This is a genomic window from Candidatus Pelagibacter sp. PS_44, from assembly GCF_059417735.1.
In genome coordinates, this window is sequence record NZ_CM182063.1 from 410,102 (window position 1) to 426,503 (window position 16,402).

The 16,402-nt window shown below is 30.6% G+C and carries 17 protein-coding genes; 8 read left to right on the forward strand and 9 right to left on the reverse strand.

All coding sequences use genetic code 11. The annotated features are described in order from the left end of the window. Window position 1: 1 nt before the first annotated feature. Genes glmS through rpsD form a run of 7 tightly spaced genes read left to right on the forward strand, consistent with a single transcriptional unit; the run spans window position 2 to window position 8,392 of the window. On the forward strand, window positions 2–1,822 hold the full coding sequence (gene glmS / locus AC5SLO_RS02205; protein ID WP_494573567.1) for a glutamine--fructose-6-phosphate transaminase (isomerizing): 1,821 nt from the start codon (window positions 2–4) through the stop codon (window positions 1,820–1,822). Between the two features lie 35 nt (window positions 1,823–1,857). Next, entirely contained in the window at window positions 1,858–3,237 is a 1,380-nt protein-coding gene (locus AC5SLO_RS02210) for a class II 3-deoxy-7-phosphoheptulonate synthase (protein ID WP_494573568.1), read from the forward strand. 41 nt (window positions 3,238–3,278) lie between these two features. After that, window positions 3,279–4,016, forward strand: coding sequence for an NAD(+) synthase (gene nadE, locus AC5SLO_RS02215; protein WP_494573775.1), 738 nt, complete (start codon window positions 3,279–3,281; stop codon window positions 4,014–4,016). Window positions 4,017–4,061: 45 nt separating this feature from the next. Next, entirely contained in the window at window positions 4,062–5,423 is a 1,362-nt protein-coding gene (gene cysS, locus AC5SLO_RS02220; protein ID WP_494573569.1) for a cysteine--tRNA ligase, read from the forward strand. Further along, complete coding sequence (gene cimA / locus AC5SLO_RS02225; RefSeq protein ID WP_494573570.1) at window positions 5,420–7,021, forward strand: citramalate synthase; 1,602 nt, start codon at window positions 5,420–5,422, stop codon at window positions 7,019–7,021. The genes cysS and cimA overlap by 4 nt, the downstream gene beginning before the upstream one ends. Then, complete coding sequence (locus tag AC5SLO_RS02230) at window positions 7,021–7,734, forward strand: RNA methyltransferase (RefSeq protein ID WP_494573571.1); 714 nt, start codon at window positions 7,021–7,023, stop codon at window positions 7,732–7,734. Before cimA ends, AC5SLO_RS02230 begins: the two co-directional genes overlap by 1 nt. Before the next feature lie 40 nt (window positions 7,735–7,774). Then, window positions 7,775–8,392, forward strand: coding sequence for a 30S ribosomal protein S4 (gene rpsD / locus AC5SLO_RS02235; RefSeq protein WP_494573572.1), 618 nt, complete (start codon window positions 7,775–7,777; stop codon window positions 8,390–8,392). A gap of 7 nt (window positions 8,393–8,399) precedes the next feature. On the opposite strand, the gene grxD is transcribed toward rpsD, so the two are convergent. Genes grxD through sfsA form a run of 9 tightly spaced genes read right to left on the reverse strand, consistent with a single transcriptional unit; the run spans window position 8,400 to window position 15,629 of the window. Beyond that, window positions 8,400–8,732 carry a Grx4 family monothiol glutaredoxin gene (gene grxD, locus AC5SLO_RS02240; RefSeq protein WP_494573573.1) on the reverse strand — a complete coding sequence of 111 codons (333 nt, stop codon included), beginning with the start codon at window positions 8,730–8,732 and terminating at the stop codon, window positions 8,400–8,402. Beyond that, on the reverse strand, window positions 8,732–8,962 hold the full coding sequence (locus AC5SLO_RS02245) for a BolA/IbaG family iron-sulfur metabolism protein (protein WP_494573574.1): 231 nt from the start codon (window positions 8,960–8,962) through the stop codon (window positions 8,732–8,734). The genes grxD and AC5SLO_RS02245 overlap by 1 nt, the downstream gene beginning before the upstream one ends. A gap of 1 nt (window position 8,963) precedes the next feature. After that, window positions 8,964–11,156, reverse strand: a complete 2,193-nt coding sequence (gene purL / locus AC5SLO_RS02250; protein WP_494573575.1) for a phosphoribosylformylglycinamidine synthase subunit PurL — start codon at window positions 11,154–11,156, stop codon at window positions 8,964–8,966. Then, window positions 11,156–11,839 carry a phosphoribosylformylglycinamidine synthase I gene (gene purQ / locus AC5SLO_RS02255; RefSeq protein WP_494573576.1) on the reverse strand — a complete coding sequence of 228 codons (684 nt, stop codon included), beginning with the start codon at window positions 11,837–11,839 and terminating at the stop codon, window positions 11,156–11,158. The genes purL and purQ overlap by 1 nt, the downstream gene beginning before the upstream one ends. Before the next feature lie 6 nt (window positions 11,840–11,845). After that, window positions 11,846–12,088, reverse strand: coding sequence for a phosphoribosylformylglycinamidine synthase subunit PurS (purS, locus tag AC5SLO_RS02260; RefSeq protein WP_494573577.1), 243 nt, complete (start codon window positions 12,086–12,088; stop codon window positions 11,846–11,848). A 1-nt stretch (window position 12,089) separates the two neighbouring features. Then, on the reverse strand, window positions 12,090–12,872 hold the full coding sequence (gene purC / locus AC5SLO_RS02265; protein ID WP_494573578.1) for a phosphoribosylaminoimidazolesuccinocarboxamide synthase: 783 nt from the start codon (window positions 12,870–12,872) through the stop codon (window positions 12,090–12,092). After that, a complete protein-coding gene (gene purB, locus AC5SLO_RS02270) occupies window positions 12,872–14,164 on the reverse strand; it encodes an adenylosuccinate lyase (protein WP_494573579.1) in 1,293 nt (430 codons plus the stop codon). The genes purC and purB overlap by 1 nt, the downstream gene beginning before the upstream one ends. 3 nt (window positions 14,165–14,167) lie before the next feature. Further along, window positions 14,168–14,938 carry a type I methionyl aminopeptidase gene (gene map, locus AC5SLO_RS02275; protein WP_494573580.1) on the reverse strand — a complete coding sequence of 257 codons (771 nt, stop codon included), beginning with the start codon at window positions 14,936–14,938 and terminating at the stop codon, window positions 14,168–14,170. Next, window positions 14,931–15,629 carry a DNA/RNA nuclease SfsA gene (sfsA, locus tag AC5SLO_RS02280; protein ID WP_494573581.1) on the reverse strand — a complete coding sequence of 233 codons (699 nt, stop codon included), beginning with the start codon at window positions 15,627–15,629 and terminating at the stop codon, window positions 14,931–14,933. The genes map and sfsA overlap by 8 nt, the downstream gene beginning before the upstream one ends. A 21-nt stretch (window positions 15,630–15,650) precedes the next feature. Here sfsA and AC5SLO_RS02285 point away from each other — a divergent pair, with 21 nt between their 5' ends. Continuing rightward, window positions 15,651–16,400 carry a competence/damage-inducible protein A gene (locus AC5SLO_RS02285; RefSeq protein ID WP_494573582.1) on the forward strand — a complete coding sequence of 250 codons (750 nt, stop codon included), beginning with the start codon at window positions 15,651–15,653 and terminating at the stop codon, window positions 16,398–16,400. Window positions 16,401–16,402 lie beyond the last annotated feature (2 nt).

The following is a 16,402-nucleotide window of genomic DNA, read 5'->3' on the forward strand; positions in this document are numbered from 1 at the left end:
TATGTGTGGAATTATTGGAATAGCTAGTAATAAACCAGTTTCATCGACAATCATAAATTCACTTAAAAAATTGGAATATAGAGGGTACGACTCAGCTGGAATTGCGACATTGTCAAATGGCATTGTAAGTGAAGCAAAATCTGAAGGTCGAGTTGATATTTTAGAAAAAAACTCAATTGTTAAAAATATGATTGGATCAATTGGTATTGGCCATGTGAGATGGGCAACGCATGGAGTGCCAAACACTCTTAATGCTCACCCACATTCTTCTGAAAATGTATCTGTTGTACATAATGGTATTATAGAAAACTCAACTATTTTAAAAAAATTTTTAGTAGGGAAGGGACATATATTTAAGTCTCAAACTGATACAGAGGTAATAGTTCATCTTATTACTGAGTATTTAAAAGAATTAAATTTAAAAGATGCAATTATTAAAACTCTAAAACAACTTCATGGTAGTTTTGCATTGGGGATTATTTTTAAAGATCAGCCTGACCTTATAGTTGGTGCCAGAAGAGGATCGCCCCTTGCAGTTGGTTATGGTCCTAGTGAGAATTATTTAGGATCAGACTCGTATGCATTAAAATCAATGACTAATAAGATTTCATATTTAAACGATGGAGAGTTTTGCATAATTAAAAAAGACCATGTTGAATTTTTTGATGAAGAAGGATTAAAAGTTAATAAAAAAGTTTTAGAATTATCATCTAAAGAACAGGATTACGACAAAGGTGATTTTAAGCATTTCATGGCCAAAGAAATTGAAGAACAGCCTACAACACTTAAGAATTGTATTAATGAATATGTTGACAAAATTAATAACGATATAAATATTTACAATTTTCCATGGAATATAAGTGATATTTCATCAATTACCTTAATTGGTTGTGGAACAGCTTATCACTCTTGTTTAATGGCAAAATATTGGTTTGAAGAAAATACCTCTCTTGAAGTTGCAGTTGATATTGCTTCTGAGTTTAGATACCGAAAAAATAGATTTAAAAAAGACAACTTATATATATTTGTCTCTCAATCAGGCGAAACAGCAGACACGTACGCTGCATTAGATTTATGTAATCAAAATGATATGAAAACTTGTAGCATTGTAAATGTTGTTGAAAGCTCTATTGCAAGAGACTCTAACTTTGTATTACCTATTCATTGTGGACCAGAAATTGGAGTAGCATCTACTAAAGCATTTATGGGACAGATGTTAGTGCTTTATATTTTAGTATTAAAACTTGGAAGATTAAGAGAGGATTTTGATAAAGAAACATATTTAGATAAAATTAAAGAATTAAAAAAATTACCTAAATTAGTTGAAGATACTTTGTTAACTGAAAATAAAATTCAAGCAGTCTCAGGTTCTTTTACTGATGCCAAGGGTTCAATGTTTTTAGGTAGAGGTTTTTCTTATCCAATAGCATTGGAAGGTGCTTTAAAGTTAAAAGAGTTAGCATATGTGCATGCAGAAGGGTATCCAGCTGGTGAGATGAAGCATGGTCCATTAGCTTTGATTGAAGATGGAATGCCTGTGGTAGTTTTAGCTCCAAGAGATAATTATTATAAAAAAACTATTTCTAATATGCAGGAAGTAATAGCAAGAGGAGCAAAAGTTTTATTAATTACTAATAAAAGTAAAGATGAAGTTTTTTCAGAAAATATTTGGGAAACAATATTAGTTGAAAGTGCAAATGACGATTTACTTCCATTTTTATTAACTGTTCCTTTACAAAAATTAGCTTATTATTCAGCTCTCCTTAAAGGCTATGATATTGATAAACCAAGAAATTTGGCAAAATCAGTCACAGTTGAATAATAAATAAACTCTGATACAACACTCTCAGGTTGAACATGAAAAATTGGAAAATAAATAGCTGGAGAAATTATCCTGTAAAACACATTCCGGAATACCCGGATCAAAAAGAATTAGATGGTGTTTTAAGTAAGATTAAAAGTTTTCCACCATTAGTTTTTGCTGGTGAGACAAGACATTTAAAAGAGCAATTAGCTGATGTTGTTGATGGAAAAGCTTTTTTACTTCAAGGCGGCGATTGCGCTGAAAGTTTTGCTGAATTTCATCCAGACAATATTAGAGATACATTTAAATTAATTTTACAAATGTCATTGGTGCTTACTTACTCTGCATCATTGCCTGTAATTAAACTTGGAAGAATTGCTGGACAATTTTCAAAACCAAGAAGTTCACCTGTTGAAAATATAAATGGTGTTGAGTTACCAAGTTATTTAGGTGACAATATAAATGGAATGGATTTTAGTGAAAAATCAAGAACACCAGATCCAAAAAGATTATTTAAAGCTTACTCTCAGTCAGCATCGACATTAAACCTCATAAGAGCATTCTCTCATGGTGGTTTTGCCGATCTTAAAAAAGTACATACTTGGAATTTAAGTTTTATTAAAAATACTCCAACAGCTAAGAAATTCAAAGAATTAGAGGATAGAATAGCCGATGCTTTAGCCTTTATGGATGCTTGTGGTATTAACTCAGATTTTAATAGAAGATTGAAAACAGTAAATTTTTGGACATCTCATGAAGCTTTACTACTTCCTTTTGAACAAGCAATGACAAGAATAGACTCAACAACTGGTGAACATCACGATACTTCTGCTCATTTTGTTTGGATAGGAGATCGTACAAGACAATTAGATGGAGGACATGTTGAATTTTGTAGAGGAATTGAAAATCCTATCGGTATTAAATGTGGCCCAACTTTAAAACCAGATGATTTAATAAATCTATGTAATAAGATTAATCCAAAAAATGAAAAAGGAAAAATTACTTTAATATCTAGATTTGGACATGAGAATGTTTCTAAATTTTTACCAAAATTAATTAGAGCAATTAAAAAAGAAGGTTTAAATGTTATATGGTCATGTGATCCTTGCCATGGAAATACTATTAAATCGACAACTGGATTTAAAACTAGACCTTTTAATAGTGTTGTTAAAGAAGTGAAAAATGTTTTTGAATGCCATCAAAGTGAAGGAAGTTATGCAGGTGGTTTACACATTGAAATGACTGGTCAAGATGTAACAGAATGCACTGGTGGAGCTCAGAAAATATCTGACCAAGATTTATCACATCGTTACCATACACATTGCGACCCAAGGCTTAATGCAAATCAAGCTTTAGAGTTAGCATTCTTAATCTCTGATGAAATTAAGAAGAATGCTGCCTATTCTAAAAAAAATATTAAAGCGGCATCTTAAGCCATTGTATTAAATACAATTTTGTTTAATTTCTTTAAATGATGAAACCTTTAGAAAAAGCACAATTTATAAGTAATTGGATCAAGGATTACGTAGAAAAAATGCCAAGTAAGGCTCAATCTTTAGTTATTGGAATTTCTGGCGGAATTGACTCTTCAGTGTCAAGCACTTTGAGCGCCATGACAGGTTTAAAAACAATTGTTTTATCAATGCCAATTAAACAAAAAGATGCTCAACATGATTTAAGTCTAAAGCACCAAGAATGGCTTGTTAAAAATTTTAAAAATGTTGAAGCTCATACTATAAATTTAGATAAGCTTTTTGAAACATTTGAAAATACATTGTCTAATTTTGACAATGAACATGGAATGGCTAACTCTAGAGCTAGAATTAGAATGACCACACTTTATCAAGTAGCCGCTGCTAACAAAGGAATAGTAGTTGGTACTGGGAATAAAGTAGAGGATTTTGGTGTAGGTTTTTACACAAAATATGGAGATGGAGGAGTTGATATTTCTCCAATTGCAGATTGTAATAAATCAGATGTTTGGGAAATTGGTAAATCTCTTAATATATTAAATGAAATTATAGAGGCACCACCAACAGATGGTCTATGGGATGATGGTAGAACGGATGAGGGTCAACTTGGTCTTAAATATGAAGAATTAGAAGAAGCAATGAATAACCCTAAATCAATAAATCGAGAAAAATACGAAAAAATAAGAAATATGAACTTGCACAAAATGGAGCCAATCCCAGTTTGCAAGATTCCCAACTAATCTTATAGATTCACAAATCTATAATTAAAGTATAATTCTAAGATAATGAATAAGGATATTTTTTTAACAAACAATCTAAGTAATAAAAAAGAGAAATTTATTCCTCTAGATCAAAACAATGTTGGAATGTATGTTTGTGGTCCAACTGTCTATGATAATCCACACATAGGCAATGCAAGACCTCTTGTAATTTTTGATATTTTATACAAAGTTTTGAAATCCAAATATGGACATGACAAAATTACCTATATTAGAAATATTACAGACATTGATGATAAGATTATAAAATCTTCTAAAGAAAAAAATGTTTCAATAGTAGATTTAACTAACAACATTATTGCTGAATTTAATGATGATTGTAATTATCTAAATTTAGAAAATCCATCTCAACAACCTAAAGCAACAGAACATATTGATCTAATGATAGAAATGATTAATTCTTTAATCAACAAAGGTTTTGCTTATGAAGCAAACAATCATGTTTATTTTGAAGTAAGTAAATTTTCTGATTATGGAAAATTATCTAATAAAAAATTAGAAGATTTGATTGCTGGATCAAGAGTTGAAGTTTCAAAAAATAAAAAAAAATCAGAAGATTTTGTTTTATGGAAACCTTCCATTAATGATGAGCCTTTTTGGGATTCTCCTTGGGGAAAAGGAAGACCTGGTTGGCATTTAGAATGTTCGGCCATGTCAAAGAAATATTTAGGAAATGTATTTGATATTCATGGAGGTGGAATTGATTTAATTTTTCCCCATCATGAAAATGAAATTGCTCAATCAAGATGTGTAAATGATACAAAAGTTTTTGCTAATTATTGGGTTCATAACGCATTTATTACAATGTCTAATGAAAAAATGGCTAAATCCACTGGCAATATTTTAAAGATAAAAGATTTTAAGGACAATATTGATGGCCAAGTTTTAAAGCTTGCTCTTATGAGTGCTCATTATAAGCAACCTCTAGATTGGAATGAAAAACTTTTAGAGGATTGTAAAAATACTATTGATAAATGGTATGAGGTCTACAAAGTTGTAAAAGATAAATCTGTTTTAAATGAAGATATTTTATCTCCACTCTATGATGATTTAAATACACCAGGTTACATAGCAAATTTACACAAACTATATGATAAAGCTTTTAAAGGAAATGATGCTGATAAAAATTTATTTGTTTCAGCTTGTAACTTCATAGGTATTTTAAATAAAACAAAAGAAGAGTGGTTAGAATTTAAAAAGAAAAAATTATCAATAACTGAAGCTGATATTTTAAAAAAAATTGAACTTCGTAATAAAGCTAGAGAAGACAAGGATTATAAACAGGCAGATTTAATTAGAGATGAACTTTTAGACAAAGGGGTTTTAATAGAAGACAAAGATGGTAAAACAGTTTGGAAATTTAAATGAGCAAAGAACAACTTTTTATATTTGATACAACATTAAGAGATGGTGCCCAAACTCAAGGGGTAGATTTTTCTGTAGATGATAAGATTAAAATAGCCAAAGCCTTAGATGCTTTAGGTGTTGATTATATAGAAGGAGGATGGCCTGGAGCAAATCCTACTGATACTGAGTTTTTTCAAAAAAAACATTCGTTTAAAAATGCAAAATTAACTTCATTTGGCATGACCAAAAGAACTGGTCGAAGTTCTGATAATGATCCAGGTTTATCTGCTCTATTAAATGCCAACACACCAGCAGTTTGCATTGTTGGTAAAGCTTGGGATTTTCATGTCGATATTGCTCTTGGTATTAGTAATGAAGAAAATTTAGAAAATATTAGCGAGACTGCAAAACATTTTGTTAAGGAAAATAAAGAGTTTATGTTTGATGCAGAACATTTTTTTGATGGTTACAAAGCTAACCCTAGTTATGCATTGTCTTGTCTTAAAGCTGCGTATGATGCGGGAACAAGATGGATTGTTTTATGTGATACTAATGGAGGAACGTTACCTCATGAAATTAGCAAAATAGTAACAGAAGTTACAAAAACTATACCTGGAAAAAATTTAGGCATTCATGCTCATAATGATACAGGTAATGCAGTTGCTAATTCTTTAGCTGCAGTTTGGGCTGGTGTAAGACAAGTTCAGGGAACAATTAATGGTTTAGGTGAACGATGTGGTAATGCCAACTTAATGTCATTAATTCCAACATTCTTTTTAAAAAATGATTTTAATGAAAAATTTCAATTACAAATTAAGCCCAACAATATCAAAAATTTAACTCAATGTTCTAGATTATTAGATGAAATATTAAATAGAAAACCTAATAAACATTTACCTTATGTTGGTGCTGCTGCATTTTCTCACAAGGGTGGCCTTCACGTATCAGCAGTTCAAAAAGATCCAAAGACTTATGAACATATCGATCCAGAAGAAGTTGGTAATTCTAGAAATATTGTAATTTCAGATCAATCGGGAAAATCTAATATCATCTCAAGATTAAGATCTATTGGTATTGAAATAGAGGAAAGCGATCCTAAGATTAAAAAATTATTAGATGAAGTAAAAGACAGAGAATTTATTGGCTATAGTTACGATGGGGCAGATGCATCGTTTGAATTACTAGCTCGAAGAATTATCAGTAAAATACCAACATATATCTCAATTAAAGAATACGATGTTTCAGTTAAAAAAGATTCTTCTGGAAAAATTATTTCATCTGCAAAAGCAGAACTAGAGGTTGATGGAAAAAAAATTGTTTGTACTGGTGAAGGAAATGGTCCAGTTAATGCATTGGATAATGCTATTAGACAAAATGTTGAGAGATTAAATAAATACTCATCTTATTTGAAAGACCTTAAATTAGTAGATTACAAGGTTAGAATTTTAAATACAGGTACAGAAGCCATCACTAGAGTTTCAATTGAGAGCACTGACTCAAAAGGTAAGAACTGGTTTACTATTGGAGTTTCAGCAAATATAATTGATGCTTCATTTAAAGCATTAGTTGATAGTTTGGATTATAAATTATTCAAAGATAATGCTCCAGCTAGTCTTTAATGTCATTTAATAATATTTCATTTATTTTACACAAACCCCAACTATCTGAAAACATCGGTGCTTGCGCTAGAGCAATTAAAAACTTTAACTTTAAAAAATTAGTTATAGTTAAGCCAAAGCCAATTTTTCCAAACGATAAAATTTTAGCAACCTCTGTAGGTGCAAAAGACTTAATCACTAATGCTAAAGTTCACGAAACCCTAGAGACTGCTGTAAAAAAAGTAGATTATGTTATTGCAACGTCAGCAAGGTTTAGAAATAAGAATATCAAACATTTAAATTTGGAAGATCTTAAAAAAATTGATTTCAGTAAAAAAGTTGCTTTCTTGTTTGGTTCTGAGGCGTCTGGATTATCTAACAATGAGATTAGTTATGCTAATTACACTATGCAAATCCCAACTAATCCAGATTTTAAGTCACTAAACCTATCTCACAGTGTTATTATTATTGCCCATACAGTTGCAAGTATTATTAATTTAAAAGGTGCAAACTACTCTAAATCAAAGAAAGTAACTTTAGCTAGCAAGAAAGATGTGCAGGCTATGACCAACTTATGCATTAACAAACTTGAAGAAAAAGACTTTTTTAAACCTTTAGAAAAGAAACCTATTATGCTTGAAAACTTAAGAAGTATTTTTTCTAAAATGGAGCTTTCAGAGAAGGAAACGCGTATTTTATCAAGTGTATTTGCAAGTCTAGCCAAAAAAGGTTGATTGACAAAATAATGAGTAAGTTTATAAACCCTCCTATCAAATGACAAAAAGAATTAGTTCTAAACACAAAATTGACAGAAGACTTAAAATAAACTTATGGGGTAGACCCAAAAGTCCTTTTAACACTAGAGCCTATGGACCAGGACAACACGGTCAGTCTAGACAAGGTAAGCCATCTGATTATGGAATTCAGCTTCAAGCTAAACAGAAACTAAAAGGTTACTACGGCAACATTAACGAAAGACAATTTAGAAATATTTATAAAAAAGCAACTATGTTAAAAGGAGATACTGGTGAAAATTTAATTGGTTTGCTTGAAAGAAGATTAGACTCAGTTGTATATAGAGCTAAATTTTCAACTACAGTTTTTTCTGCAAGACAACTTATTAACCACGGCCATGTAAGAGTTAATGGCAAGAAAGTTAATATTGGTAGTTATGTTGTTAAAGAAGAGGATGTTATTGAAATTAGAGACAAGTCAAAACAATTAGCTTTTATTGATATTGCTTTAGCAAATAAAGAAAGAGAAACTCCTGAATATATTCAATTAGATGAAAAAAACAAAAAAGTTACTTTTGTTAGAACACCTAAGTTTGAAGAAGTTCCATATCCAGTTGTAATGGAACCTAATCTAGTAATCGAATATTACTCTAGATAATAAAAATTTATTTTTTAAAATTTATTCCTTTATCCTCAAGTACTTTCTTGAGCTCACCGTTTTCATACATTTCTTTAACGATGTCACAGCCACCAATAAATTCACCTTTGATGTAAACTTGTGGAATAGTAGGCCAGTCACTAAATTCTTTTATACCTTCTCTTAGTGCCTGAGATTCTAAAACATTAATTCCTTGATACTTAACTTCTAAAATTTTTAACATGTTTGATACTGCCATAGAAAAACCACACTGAGGAGCATCAGGAGTTCCCTTCATAAATAAACAGACTTCGTTTGTATCAATATGACCTTGAATTAAATTTTTTGTGTTATCATCCATTATTGTTCCTTTGTTTTAATTGCTAATGCGTGCAGTTCATTGCCCATTTTTCCTTTTAAAGAATTATAGACCATTTTGTGTTGTTCAATTTTACTTTTTCCAGAGAATTCTTTAGAGGTCACTGTTGCTGAATAATGATTACCATCACCTGCCAAATCTTCAATCACAACAATTGCATCAGAAATAGCTTCTTTAATTAGTGTCTCAATTTCTTTTAAATCCATTGCCATATTAGTTACTAATGTAGTTAGTTAGCCAAGTTGTATGCGATTTAATCAAATCGTCAATTGATACTTTTGTCTTATCATTTATGATTAAATCACCTTCATTGACCATTCCAAGCTCATCATAATGAACAGAATTATCTTTAAGAATTTTAGTTACATTTTTAAGATCATCTTTACTAATTTCAATAATATATCTTCCTTGATCTTCACCAAATAAATATTCAAATTCATTTATCAAATAATTAGGTTTTTTAAGAGTTGCACCCTTTTTTCCTTTAATACACATTTTTGAAAGAGCGGTAACTATTCCACCAAGAGATACATCATGAGCTGATTTTATAAATTTTTGATCAATTAATCTTAAGATTGTTTCACCATTATTTTTTTCATTAAAAAGATTAATTTCAGGTGGCGGTCCATTTTTTTCACTTAAGATTTCTCTTGCAAATAAGCTTTGATCTAAGTGACCCTCAGTTTTACCAATAACCAAAAGTATATTATCGACTTCTTTTAAATTCATGGTTACCATATTTTTATAATCTTTAATTAAACCAACACCTCCAATAGTGGGAGTAGGTTTAATTCCAACTTCTTTTGTTTGATTATAAAAAGAAACATTTCCTGATACTACTGGGAACTCCAAATATGCACTTGCCTCACCTAATCCTTGAACACATTCAACAAACTCACCCATATTTTCTTCATTTTCAGGACTACCAAAATTTAAGCAATTAGTAATAGCAATTGGTTTAGCACCAACTGAAATTAAATTTCTCCAACTCTCACAAACAATTTGTTTCCCTCCACTTAAAGGGTGAGCCCAGCAATAAACTGCTGAAGAGTCTACAGAGGCTGCAACTGCTTTCTTGGTACCATGAACTCTAACAACACCAGCATCTCCACCAGGTTTTTGAATAGTATCCCCCATAACGGTATGATCATACTGTTGCCAAATCCATTCTTTACTGCAAACATTTGGATTAGATAAAATTTTATTTAAAACATTAACGACTTTAAGACCTTTTAAATCTTCTTTTTGAATCTTAATTTTTTTAGGAAGTTTTGCCTTCTTCCATTTACGGTCATACATAGGAGAGTTTTCAACTAAGGTATTAACAGGAATGTTAGAAACTTTTTTTTCATCAAAATATAATTCTATTCTTTTACTTTTTGTAGTTTTGCCAATTATTGCAAAATCTAAATTCCATTTATCAAATATTTTTTTAGCCAAATCTTCTTTGCCATTTTCTAGAACTATCAACATTCGCTCTTGGCTTTCTGACAACATAATTTCATAAGGTGTCATATTTGCTTCTCGACATGGAACTTTGTTTAAATTAATCTCAATTCCTAAATTTCCTTTTGAAGCCATTTCAATACTTGAAGAAGTTAGTCCAGCAGCTCCCATATCTTGAATTGCTATAATTGAATCTCCTGCCATTAACTCTAAACAAGCTTCTAATAATAGTTTTTCAGTAAAAGGATCACCAACCTGAACTGTTGGTTTTTTTTCTTCAATTTTATCATCGAATGATGCAGAGGCCATACTTGCACCATGGATACCATCTCTACCTGTTTTTGAACCAACATAGATGACAGGCTTTCCTAATCCAGCAGCTTTAGAGTAAAAAATCTTATCTTTTTTAACAAGCCCTAAAGTCATAGCATTTACTAGAATATTTCCATTATAAGACTCATCAAAACTAGTTTGACCAGCAATAGTTGGAACCCCCATACAATTTCCATAGCCACCAATTCCATGAACAACACCACGTAATAAATTCTTTGTTTTTTTATGTTGAGGAGATCCAAAGTGAATTGAATTTAAATTAGCAATAGGTCTAGCTCCCATAGTAAACACATCTCTCATAATTCCACCCACTCCAGTTGCTGCACCTTGATAAGGTTCAATAAAGGATGGGTGATTATGACTTTCTATTTTAAAGACAATTGCATCATTATCTCCTATATCAATAACACCTGCATTTTCTCCAGGACCTTGAATTACATTTTTTCCTTTTGTGGGTAAGTTTTTAAGATGAAATCTTGAAGATTTATAAGAGCAATGTTCATTCCACATTGCAGAAAAAATACCTAATTCAGTAATATTTGGAACTCGTTTTAATAAATCACAGATCTTTTTATACTCATCTTTTTTTAAACCATGATCGATTGCAAGTTTTTCGTTTACTATCATTATCTAAGATTATTAATTAAGTTTTCAAAAAATAAAGAACCATCTTCACCTGATAGAGCAGGGTCTATCATTCTTTCAGGGTGAGGCATCATTCCTAAAACATTTTTTTGTTTATTAAATATTCCAGCTATGTTCTGTAATGAGCCATTAGGATTTGATTGTTCATTAACGTTTCCATTTTCATCAGAATAAAACATGGCAATTTGATTGTTGTCATTAATATCTTTAATTTGATCATTAGAGCAAAAGTAATTTCCTTCATTGTGGGCTATATGAAATTCATAAACTTCTTTTTTGTTATCCTTAAAATAAGAGTTGTCTTGATTATTAACTTTTACAAAAACATTTTTACAAATGAACTCTAAGTATTTATTTCTAAGTAGAACTCCTGGCAACAAACCTGACTCGACTAAAATTTGAAACCCATTACAAACCCCCATAACTTTACCACCCCCTTGAGCAAAATTTAAAACAGATTTCATGATTTTAGATTTTGATGCCATACTTCCACATCTAAGATAATCTCCATATGAAAATCCACCTGGTAAAACCACTAAGTCACTTTTTGGAAGCTCAACATCATCATGCCAAACCATTTTATTTTTAAAGCCAAATTTCTTTAAGGCAACATCCATATCTCTGTCACAATTGGATCCTGGAAAAGTAATTACGGATGAATGCATTATTTATTATTCTGATCCGATAATTTTATAATCTTCTATAACTAAATTCGCTAAAAGCTTTTTACACATATCTTCAACATTTTTTTCAGCTTTTTTTTTATCAGTTTCTTTTGTATCAATTTCAAAGTACTTGCCTTGTCTAACTTCATTAATGCTGTCAAACCCCATACCATCAAGCGTTTGATGAATAACTTTACCTTGAGGGTCCAAAACATCCTTTTTAAGAGTGATGATAACTGATACTTTCATATTATTTTATTTTCTTTATTGAGCTTAATTTTGTCACGTTTACAGCACTCATGTTAGATTGTTCGTGTAAAATTCCTAACCTTTTAGCAACTTCAGTGTAAGCGGGTATTAAATCTCCAAGATCTTTTCTAAATCTATCTTTATCAAGTTTTTTATCAGTAATACTATCCCATAATCTGCAAGTATCAGGGCTAATTTCATCTGCTAAAATAACTTCAGATTTACCGTTTTCTTTAAGTCTGCCAAATTCAAGTTTAAAATCAATTAACTTAATCCCAACTCCTCTGAACATACCAATCATAAAATCATTAATTCTTAGGATCATTTTTTTAACTTTTTCTAATTCAGATTTTGTAGCCCAATCAAATGCAAGAATATGCTCTTCAGCAATAAGTGGATCACCTAATTTATCATCTTTAAGACAATACTCTAACAGAGGCTGCTTTAGAACAGTTCCGTCTTCTATACCTAATCTTTTAGTAATAGAACCAGTAGCAACGTTACGTACAATAAATTCAATAGGTATAATCTCAACTAACTTGATAATTTGCTCTCGCATATTTAGTCTTTTTACTAAATGATTTTTTATTCCGATTTGAGACAGATTTGTTAGAATGTGTTCTGATATTCTATTGTTTAAAACACCTTTGCCTTCAATGGTTGATTTTTTTAAATTATTAAAAGCAGTAGCATCATCTTTGAAATATTGAATAACTAATCTTTTATCAGCAGTTGCATAAATTATTTTTGCTTTACCTTCATATAATTTTTTACCTTTTTTCATTATTTAAATACTCTTCTAAAGATTAAATCTACGTTTTTAAAATGGGATGAATAATTGAATATAGCTTTTAATCTTTTTGATGAAATTTTAGCCATTATAAATTTATCGCCTGATATAACGTCAAATAAATTTAAATTGTCAGCAAAACATTTTTTGGCATAATTTTGCACCATTTTGTAAGATTGTTCTCGGCTCAATCCTGATTTTGTAAGCTCCAGCATTACTTCTTGAGAAAAAATTAAACCTTTAGTGATATTTAAATTTTCAATCATTTTTTTTGGATAAACTATCATTTTATCTAAAATATTACTTAGTCTTACTAAAGCAAAATCTAGAGTAATATTTGCATCAGGGCCAATATTTCTTTCAACACTTGAATGAGAAATATCTCTTTCATGCCATAGTGCAATATTTTCAAGAGCAGGGATTACCGCGCTTCGAACCATTCTAGCGAGCCCTGTTAAATTTTCACTTAAGATTGGATTTTTTTTGTGTGGCATTGCTGATGAACCCTTTTGATCTTTTGAAAAAAATTCTTGAACTTCATAAACTTCAGTTCTTTGTAAATGTCTAATTTCAATTGCAACTCTTTCAACTGAGCCTGCAATAATTCCAAGGACTGAGAAATAAAAAGCATGTCTATCTCTTGGTATTACCTGTGTTGATATAGGCTCAACTTTTAAACCTAGTTTTTTAGCCACATGTTTTTCAACATTAGGGTTAATATTTGCAAATGTTCCAACCGCACCAGATATTGCGCATGTTGAAATTTCATCGATTGCATCAACTAACCTTTTTCTATTTCTCTTAAATTCCTCATAAAATGACGCAAGTTTTAATCCAAAAGTAATAGGCTCGGCATGAATACCGTGACTTCTACCCATACAAGGAGTGTATTTATATTTCTTTGCTTGTTTTTTTAAAACTTTTAAAATTTGATCAATATCAGTAAGTAAAATTCTGCCTGATTGAACTAGTTGTATATTTAAACTTGTATCCAGTACATCAGAAGATGTCATTCCTTGATGAAGGTATCTTGCTTTAATACCAGCTTTTTCAGTAACAGAAGTTAAAAAAGCAATAACATCATGCTTAACCTTAGACTCGATTTGATGAATTCTTTTAACGTTTATCTTGGCTTTTTTTTTAACAACTGATGCTACCCCTTTAGGGATTTGACCAAGTTTTTCCATGGCTTCAGCTGCTGCAACCTCTACATCAAGCCAAATTTGGTATTTATTTTGTTCTGACCATATGTCAGTGAGTTGTTTTCTAGAATATCTTTCAATCATTAATTATAAGTAAGGGGGCTTTGAATAACCTTTAACAGATTCTGTAAAGATTTCATAACCATTTTCAGTAATACCTAATGTATGTTCAAATTGTGCTGATAAAGATTTATCTTTTGTAACAGCTGTCCAACCATCTTTTAGCATTTTTACATCCCATTCACCTGTATTTATCATGGGTTCAATTGTAAACGTCATGCCTGGCCTAAGTTCCATTCCGGTATTTTTTCTTCCATAATGCAATATATTAGGGGGCTCATGAAAGGTAGTGCTTATTCCATGACCACAAAAATCTCTAACAACAGAATAACCTTTTTTTTCAACAAAAGATTGTATTTCATAACCAATGTCACCAAGTTTTAATCCTGGTTTTAATAAATTTATAGCTCTCATCATAGACTCGTGCGTTGCATCAATTAAATTATTTACTTTAACTGAGGTTTTACCAACACAAAACATTCGACTTGTATCACCATAATGCTCATCAACTATCGCGGTTACATCAACATTTAAAGCATCACCTTCTTCTAATACTCTGTCCGAAGGTATTCCATGACAGACAACATGATTTAAAGAAGTACATAATGATTTTTTAAAACCTCTATAATAAAGAGGAGCTGAATATCCACCATGGTCTTTTATAAATTCATAGCTCAACTTATCAATATGATCAGTTGTAATTCCAGGTTTAATATTTTCTGTCAACATATCAAGAGTTCTCGCCGCAAGATTTCCAGCAACTCTCATTTTTTCAAATTTTTCTAAATAATCAGACATCAATAATTTTAATTTTTTTATCTATCTTAATTTCTTTTGCACTTATTTTACATTGATAAGCTAAAAAAGTAACACCAGCTTTTTTTGCTAGTAAATAATTTTCATAATATTCTTTATCAATATCTTTGGCTATTTTAAAATTATTAACTCCTTGGATTTGAATTAAGAACAATAGATAGGATTTATAACCTTTTTTTACAGCTTCAATAAGAGTTTTTAAATGCTTAGACCCTCTAGACGTTACAGCATCAGGAAATTCTGCAGTTTTTTCATCCCTAAATAAAGTAACATTTTTAACCTCTACAAATATTTTTTGCTTGTTCTTTTCAATTAAAAAATCGAATCTGGTTTCTTTATCAAAGAATACCTCAGGTTTAATACTGTCACTATTTGCAACCTCTTTCACTAGATTATTTGATAAGCCATGATAAGCAATTTTATTTGCAAAATGAGTATTTACACCAACCAAATTTTTTTTAGCCTTAATGATCTCAAGCGTATATTTTAGCTTTCTTTTTGGGTCATCATTTTTGGACACAAAAACTTCATTACCCTCATCTAACAAACCCTTCATTGATCCTGTATTAGGGCAATGTGCTGTAACAATTTCCTTACCAATTTTAACATCAGTAAAAAATCTCTTGTAACGTTTGATAAGTTTGCCTTTAATTAAAGCTTTGGTAAATTCCATATATAAAATGTATATTTAATAATGACAGAAAATACAAAATTTAATGCCGCAATTCTTATTATTGGTAATGAAATTCTTTCAGGAAGAACACAAGACACTAATACGGGAACTATTGCCAAGTGGTTAAACTCTATTGGAGTGACAGTTAATGAAGTTAGAGTAATTCCAGATATTGAGAGCACTATTGTTGAAACAGTTAACCATTTAAGAAAAGTTAACAACTACGTATTTACAACTGGAGGTATCGGTCCGACACATGATGATATTACCGCTCAATCTATATCAAAAGCATTTAACCTTGAGTATGAAATTCATCAGGAGGCATTTAAAATATTGGAGGCTTATTATAAAGTTGGAGAATTTAATGAAGGAAGACAGAAAATGGTTTGGATGCCAAAAAATGCTAACTTAATTCTTAACCCAACAAGTGGTGCCCCTGGATTTTGTGTTGAAAATGTTTTTTGTTTACCTGGAGTGCCATCAATTTTAAAGTCAATGTTAGGTGGATTAAAAGATAAAATAGTAGGGGGAAATCCAATAATAAGTCATACAATAAGTTTAAAAACTGTTGAAAGTGAAATTGCAAACTCTTTAACTAACGTTCAAGACAACAATAAAGATGTTGAAATAGGAAGCTACCCTTTTTTTCAGGCAGGTAAATTAGGAGTATCTATAGTTATACGATCAGAAGACCAAAAAAAAATCGATAAATGTAGTACCGAGATATTGAAATTTGTTAATCAAAAAAAAATAGAAGTAGTTATTAGATAATA